Source organism: Bartonella sp. TS25HLJMH, from assembly GCF_042193505.1.
Taxonomy (GTDB): Bacteria; Pseudomonadota; Alphaproteobacteria; order Rhizobiales; family Rhizobiaceae; genus Bartonella; species Bartonella grahamii.
Map to the genome: position 1 here is coordinate 1 of NZ_JBHILV010000035.1, position 5,239 is coordinate 5,239.

The window sequence follows — 5,239 nt, forward strand, 5'->3', positions numbered from 1 at the left end:
TCTTCAATGATGGTGTCTTTTTGATCTATTTGACCTTGTAGGTAATTCAAAAAGCCAATCATAGCCTTTGGACTTGAATAGTCGATTTGTGGTGTTACTACTTGCTTTACACGCTTTTCACATTCGATAAAGTATAAACGGGCTTCTCTCCCTTTCTGATTGTTCTCAAGCATAGAAAGTTCTTTGGCTCTATCGAGTGTGAGATAGTAGTTAATCGCGATAACAGCCCTAGATTTTGCGCTCGCCAAATTTGGCGACCGCAAATCTTGTGTTTTTATAAAATCTTGTCCTTCTATAAAATTGTATCTGGTAATACGGTCCTTAATCCAATTTGAAAAGTCACGTTTTGCCTCTAAGAATGCATGCAGATCACGTGCATTTACTGTCTGAACTATTTCCTGATCAATGATTTGTTCTTTAATCTCTATAAGAGTGTTCATGATGAACTCCTATGCAGTCTGTTTAATTTTATTTTTAAGATGCATTATGATAGCTGTCATTGCTTCAGGGCTTGAAAAATCGATTTGAGGATTAGCTGCTTGTTCTTCTAATTTTTTCCAATAATCTATAATTTTTGCGCGTAATACAGTGTTGTAACCTAAAATGACAATAAGAGCTTCACGTTTTGGTAGATGGTAACAGGAACGACTTTCACCTTTTGTATCTTTATATAATCCAGCAAAATTACTCAGGTCGATTTTAAGTTCGCTAAATACTTTACGAATATCACGCATAACATGCGCATGTTGCTTACCACATAACTCTGCAATTTCACGACTAGACATGGTTGGAACTGTTGTGTTTTGAAAATTGTTTTCAGATATTGTAATAAAGTTTCGCATCATCACCCCCTTAATTAAGAAAAACACAAGGTTTGATATAATATTCTGCCATAGTTTCTATGACGTTCTGCTTGAGCAATTTTCCTTGCTGCGTGAATTTTGAAATAATGATTATCGGTTTTATCTGTTTCTATTTCAGATTTTGGACAAATCTTCTGTCTGTTCCATTCTTGTTTTGTAAAAACAAAATCCACACCTTCTTTTAGATCAAACTTTTCAACACAATCGTTAAACCAAGTGGAAAAATCTTGTTTCAAATGTAAGTGCCTATGCATTACATGGGCTTTGACCATTTTGGCATAACCAATTTTGTTGTCTACCTCGTTTTCAGGTATGAGATATCCTTCACTATGAATATGATTATCATGTGTGTTCATAAGTTTACTCTAATCAATTATTGATGGAAAAAAGGGGGCGCTTTTAAATGCGCCCTCAGAATTTAAAGCACATCACAAGGACGCAAACGGTGTTGTTGTTCGTAAGTACCGTACATTGCATCATTATATTTTTCGTCTGCGATCTCGTCTAAAAGTCTATTGTAAACATCACTTTCTTGTATAAAGTAATGAACCTCACTATCTTCATCGAGACGTTCGATATTTTCTTTTACATATGCTTCTGCGATCTCTTCAGAAATGTCTTCACAGTTCTTTTCAGAAGGATTGATGCGAAAGATTTGGATTGCATCATCTGCCTCGTCAATAATTTTTAGAACTTGGTTTTCATCCAGTGGTCCCGACCGACCAATGTTTTGATCATCATCATTATAGACAACTAATAAAATTTCATCAGAATTTATAAGAATTGGCTTATCCATAATTTCTCCTCCCTAACGCCTCTTGGCAATTGTTTGTGCGTGGTTTATGAGATATTTATACCATTATGGTAATATTAAGTCAATACCAAAATGGTTATTTTTTTATTTTATATTTGGAAGGGGCGAAATAATGGATAAAAATCTATTGATTGATGAAAAAATATTAGCGTTTTGGAAAAAATTAACAGAGGATGAAAAAAAGAAATTTATTATTTCTTTTCTTGATAAAATGAAGAAAGAAGATCAAGAAGTTTAACTTTGTTATCATAACTTAGATGTTCGAGCATATCTTCTATTTGTGCATCTAAGTTATTTGTCTCCTGTTCTGAAAACATCAATTGTTTAGGGGTAACGGATAAGTGAGGTGCTAAACGTATAGCCCATTCTTTTGTTAATTTCCGATGACCATTTTCTAAGCGAAAAATCTGTGGTTGACTCGTACCTGCTAATTCAGCTAACTTTTTAGAGCTTAAGCCCATTTTCTCTCTGAAAAATTTTAAGTTATTCATGATTCTTATCCTATAAAAAAATTTTTATCTTTCAAATACCAATACGGTAAAAATCTCTTGCACTAAAAATACCACTATGGTATGATTTGGGAATGTTTAAGCTAAAATCATATTTATTGAAGAATAATATTACTTACGCTGAGTTTGCAGCCTCTATAGGTGTTACACAGACATCAATAGCGCGTTACATAAATAAGAAGAGATTTCCTCAGCCTAGGATAATAAAGCAAATAGCAAAGATTACGGATAATTATGTAAGTCCTAGTGATTGGTATCAAGAAAATTTTACTACTGCAATACAAGAAAAAGCAACGCCTTCTTTTGTCAAGGGTTCCACTGTTTGCATGAAGCCATGTGAACAAAATGAAATGTTGCAATCTCAATATGAAGAAAAGAATGAACAGCAACAGCAGCCTTCACACTCTTAAAGAAGAAAGATCATGAGAAACGGAATATTGAAGAAACTCTACACACGGATTTGTAGATTAATAGGTTGTAATACGAAAATTGAGAATGGAGATAAGTTTGTGAAAGAATTCATACAAATACCATATCGTGACTGTAGCGTAGAAGATCTTGTGAAACGACACGAAACTCACACAACAATTCTTAAAAAACGAGAAGAATGGCATAAGTCAAAATTTGATAGTTGGATGAGATGGCATGAAGCAACTCTTGCAGAGCGAGATAAGTCAATTGAACAACAGCAAGTAGTACTTGAAAACCTATCCTCTTTAATTAAGCAAAAAAATGAAACGCTATACAGCCAAAGGCTAAAGTTAGCTTCACAGATGAAAGTTATTGATGAATTAAACAATAAAATCACTGAGTTAATCAACAAAAAAGAAGAACCGAGATTGATCGATTTTATTTTTGCAGGAGAATGCTTTTAATTTTGGCATCAAAAAAACCACAAATGAGGATTATCAGCCAAAAAGGAATATTCAGGGCCAAATTCGTCATATGTATCTTTTGAGCGTGGATATGAGGCCCAAAAATGAACAGTGAATGTTTCCTCTGGGTTAACAATCGAAGTGTGGTCAAGTGTAAAATTTGCAATGTTGCGGGAATTAGGCTTACGGCAGCTAATTATGAAATCTAAAAAAGTGTAGCATTTAGCACGTATAATAAAAAAATTCAAAGCGAACTCTGATGAAGCATTTGATTTTATATTTTGGGGACATAACGCAATGAGTTTTGGAGTTGTTCTTTTAATGACGAGGTGTTCACCTGAAGTTTTAGATGGCCATCTAACGAAAGGGCAAGCATTTTTAACAAACTTAAAGGGACTTTTTTTCGATATGCGTATATTCCTTATCATTATATCTTCTCTAGTAAGATTTTTAATGCACAATTTCACCCTAACGCGTGAAGTGCCTTCATATTTTTGTGGGAAGAATACTGCCTTCAATTTCAAATATGGTCCCAAATCCCGTGCTTTTTTATCTTCTAATAGAATAGCTGTCTGGGTTTCTGATGCTATAGTTTGTCGTTGGAAGATTTTAAGTTGTTTTTTTAAGCTTCGTTGTTGCACAAAAAGTGTCACCATTCCAGTAACTATCGTAGCAATGATAGGAGCAATCGTAAGATTATCACTTATCCAGTGCAGCAAAAATACAGCACTATCATTTATCCGGTGCAATAAAAATACAACCTTATCAACTACCCATTCTTGCATCATAACTCCCCCCACTTTTTTAGAATCGTTGGGAGGATACTTTTTCATAAACATTTTTTCAAGACAAGCAATCACAACGCGCTCTGTCATAGCACACATATAAATACGCAACAGCCTTAAGGGGGGATAATCATGGTTTTTAAAGCACATAAGAATGACATTGGTAAACCGCGTGTTGATCTTATTCCACCGTTGACACTGATTGAAATCGGTAGAGTTTTAGAGCTTGGAGCAAACAAATACGGTGCAAGCAATTGGCGTCATGGCATGAATTGGAGCCGTTTGTATGGAGCTTCTTTACGTCATTTATTAGCATGGTTTGGTGGAGAGAATAAGGATGGCGAGAGTAATTTATCACACTTGGCACATGCGGCTTGTTGCATTCTTTTTTTAATGGAATGCGAGGCAAAACGGATTGGCCGAGATGACCGCCCTAAAAGCAAAGAATGGAGATCAGAATGAGTTCGAATGAGATTTTAATAGCGGGCTTGGTAGTTTTGGGAGCTTTGCTTGTATGCGGAGCGATGTTGCGTGTTGCATTTTATTATCGCAACAAAGTCAAAGTTCTTAAAGAGCAGGTCTTGACTTTAAAAAGCAGCATAAAAACTCTTGATGAAGAATACGCGTGGTCAAGAAGTGCATCTTCAAAGGACGTGGCAAAGAGAACTAGTGATCTGAATATTGCAATTAAAGAACGCGATAGAGCGATAAAAGAACTACAACAAAGGACTGAAGAACATGAAAAGGCGTTCAGAGATGTAAGTGAAGTAGTGATGGCACTAAAAGCAGATGTTCAATCACGTGACGAGGAAATTGAAAGACTAAGACAAGAGCTTAAGCAGCGTGAAGGTGCAGTAAAAACGCCGCCTCATAAGAAGAAAAGAAAGTGAGGGAAAAAAGATGAGTGTGACAGCGATAGCTTTGGGTATTGCATTTGTGATCTTTGATTTACTTATAATCTCCTTTGTTGTCTCGGAAATATTAGACAAAAAGAACGATAAACTCCGTGAGATCATTTCGAAAAAACATAAAATTTTACACGATTTGAAAATGCATATCTTCAAGAATGGGGTGGGAACATGAATCTAGGTGAATTAGTACTCTACTTATTCATATCAATAAATGCAGTGTTTTTTATTGCAATGATGGTTTTTATACTTTTAGTTGCGCCGATTTACATAGTGTATACTTCTGCTCAACCCGTCATAAAAAAGAAGAAAATTCTTAAGGAATTAGATGCTGAGATTGAGAGTTTAAAGCACAAGATTAATGAGAAGTAGGTACTGGTGATTTAGATGTCTCATACAATTCTTTGCCTTGATCTAGGGACCAAGACAGGCTGGGCGATATGCGGTGCGGATGGTCACATAACAAGCGATACAGAAGATTTTCA

10 protein-coding genes are annotated in these 5,239 nt (G+C 35.3%); 4 read left to right on the top strand and 6 right to left on the bottom strand.

The genetic code is table 11. The features are described 5' to 3' along the window. The 5 genes from ACFINF_RS08490 to ACFINF_RS08510 all read right to left on the bottom strand — a co-directional run. A partial coding sequence (locus ACFINF_RS08490; protein WP_375620489.1) for an antA/AntB antirepressor family protein occupies nucleotides 1–440 on the bottom strand: 440 nt, incomplete at its 3' end. Between the two features lie 9 nt (nucleotides 441–449). After that, entirely contained in the window at nucleotides 450–845 is a 396-nt protein-coding gene (locus ACFINF_RS08495) for a Rha family transcriptional regulator (protein WP_375620490.1), read from the bottom strand. Between the two features lie 11 nt (nucleotides 846–856). Next, nucleotides 857–1,219 carry an antA/AntB antirepressor family protein gene (locus ACFINF_RS08500; protein ID WP_375620491.1) on the bottom strand — a complete coding sequence of 121 codons (363 nt, stop codon included), beginning with the start codon at nucleotides 1,217–1,219 and terminating at the stop codon, nucleotides 857–859. A gap of 62 nt (nucleotides 1,220–1,281) precedes the next feature. After that, the gene (locus ACFINF_RS08505; protein WP_375620492.1) at nucleotides 1,282–1,659 is read right to left on the bottom strand and encodes a hypothetical protein; all 378 of its coding nucleotides are present in this window, start codon (nucleotides 1,657–1,659) and stop codon (nucleotides 1,282–1,284) included. Between the two features lie 209 nt (nucleotides 1,660–1,868). Beyond that, the gene (locus tag ACFINF_RS08510; RefSeq protein WP_015856266.1) at nucleotides 1,869–2,168 is read right to left on the bottom strand and encodes a helix-turn-helix domain-containing protein; all 300 of its coding nucleotides are present in this window, start codon (nucleotides 2,166–2,168) and stop codon (nucleotides 1,869–1,871) included. Nucleotides 2,169–2,260: 92 nt separating this feature from the next. Between ACFINF_RS08510 and ACFINF_RS08515 the strand changes: the two genes are divergently transcribed. Further along, nucleotides 2,261–2,596, top strand: coding sequence for a helix-turn-helix domain-containing protein (locus ACFINF_RS08515; RefSeq protein ID WP_375620493.1), 336 nt, complete (start codon nucleotides 2,261–2,263; stop codon nucleotides 2,594–2,596). A 99-nt stretch (nucleotides 2,597–2,695) separates the two neighbouring features. Further along, nucleotides 2,696–3,061 (top strand): hypothetical protein, encoded by a 366-nt coding sequence (locus ACFINF_RS08520; RefSeq protein WP_375620494.1) that lies wholly within the window; start codon nucleotides 2,696–2,698, stop codon nucleotides 3,059–3,061. A gap of 8 nt (nucleotides 3,062–3,069) precedes the next feature. On the opposite strand, the gene ACFINF_RS08525 is transcribed toward ACFINF_RS08520, so the two are convergent. Continuing rightward, nucleotides 3,070–3,936 (bottom strand): hypothetical protein, encoded by an 867-nt coding sequence (locus tag ACFINF_RS08525; RefSeq protein ID WP_375620495.1) that lies wholly within the window; start codon nucleotides 3,934–3,936, stop codon nucleotides 3,070–3,072. Between the two features lie 42 nt (nucleotides 3,937–3,978). Between ACFINF_RS08525 and ACFINF_RS08530 the strand changes: the two genes are divergently transcribed. Both ACFINF_RS08530 and ACFINF_RS08535 read left to right on the top strand, forming a co-directional pair. Further along, nucleotides 3,979–4,308 (top strand): dATP/dGTP diphosphohydrolase domain-containing protein, encoded by a 330-nt coding sequence (locus ACFINF_RS08530; protein ID WP_006926482.1) that lies wholly within the window; start codon nucleotides 3,979–3,981, stop codon nucleotides 4,306–4,308. Then, on the top strand, nucleotides 4,305–4,736 hold the full coding sequence (locus ACFINF_RS08535) for a hypothetical protein (RefSeq protein WP_375620496.1): 432 nt from the start codon (nucleotides 4,305–4,307) through the stop codon (nucleotides 4,734–4,736). Before ACFINF_RS08530 ends, ACFINF_RS08535 begins: the two co-directional genes overlap by 4 nt. Nucleotides 4,737–5,239 lie beyond the last annotated feature (503 nt).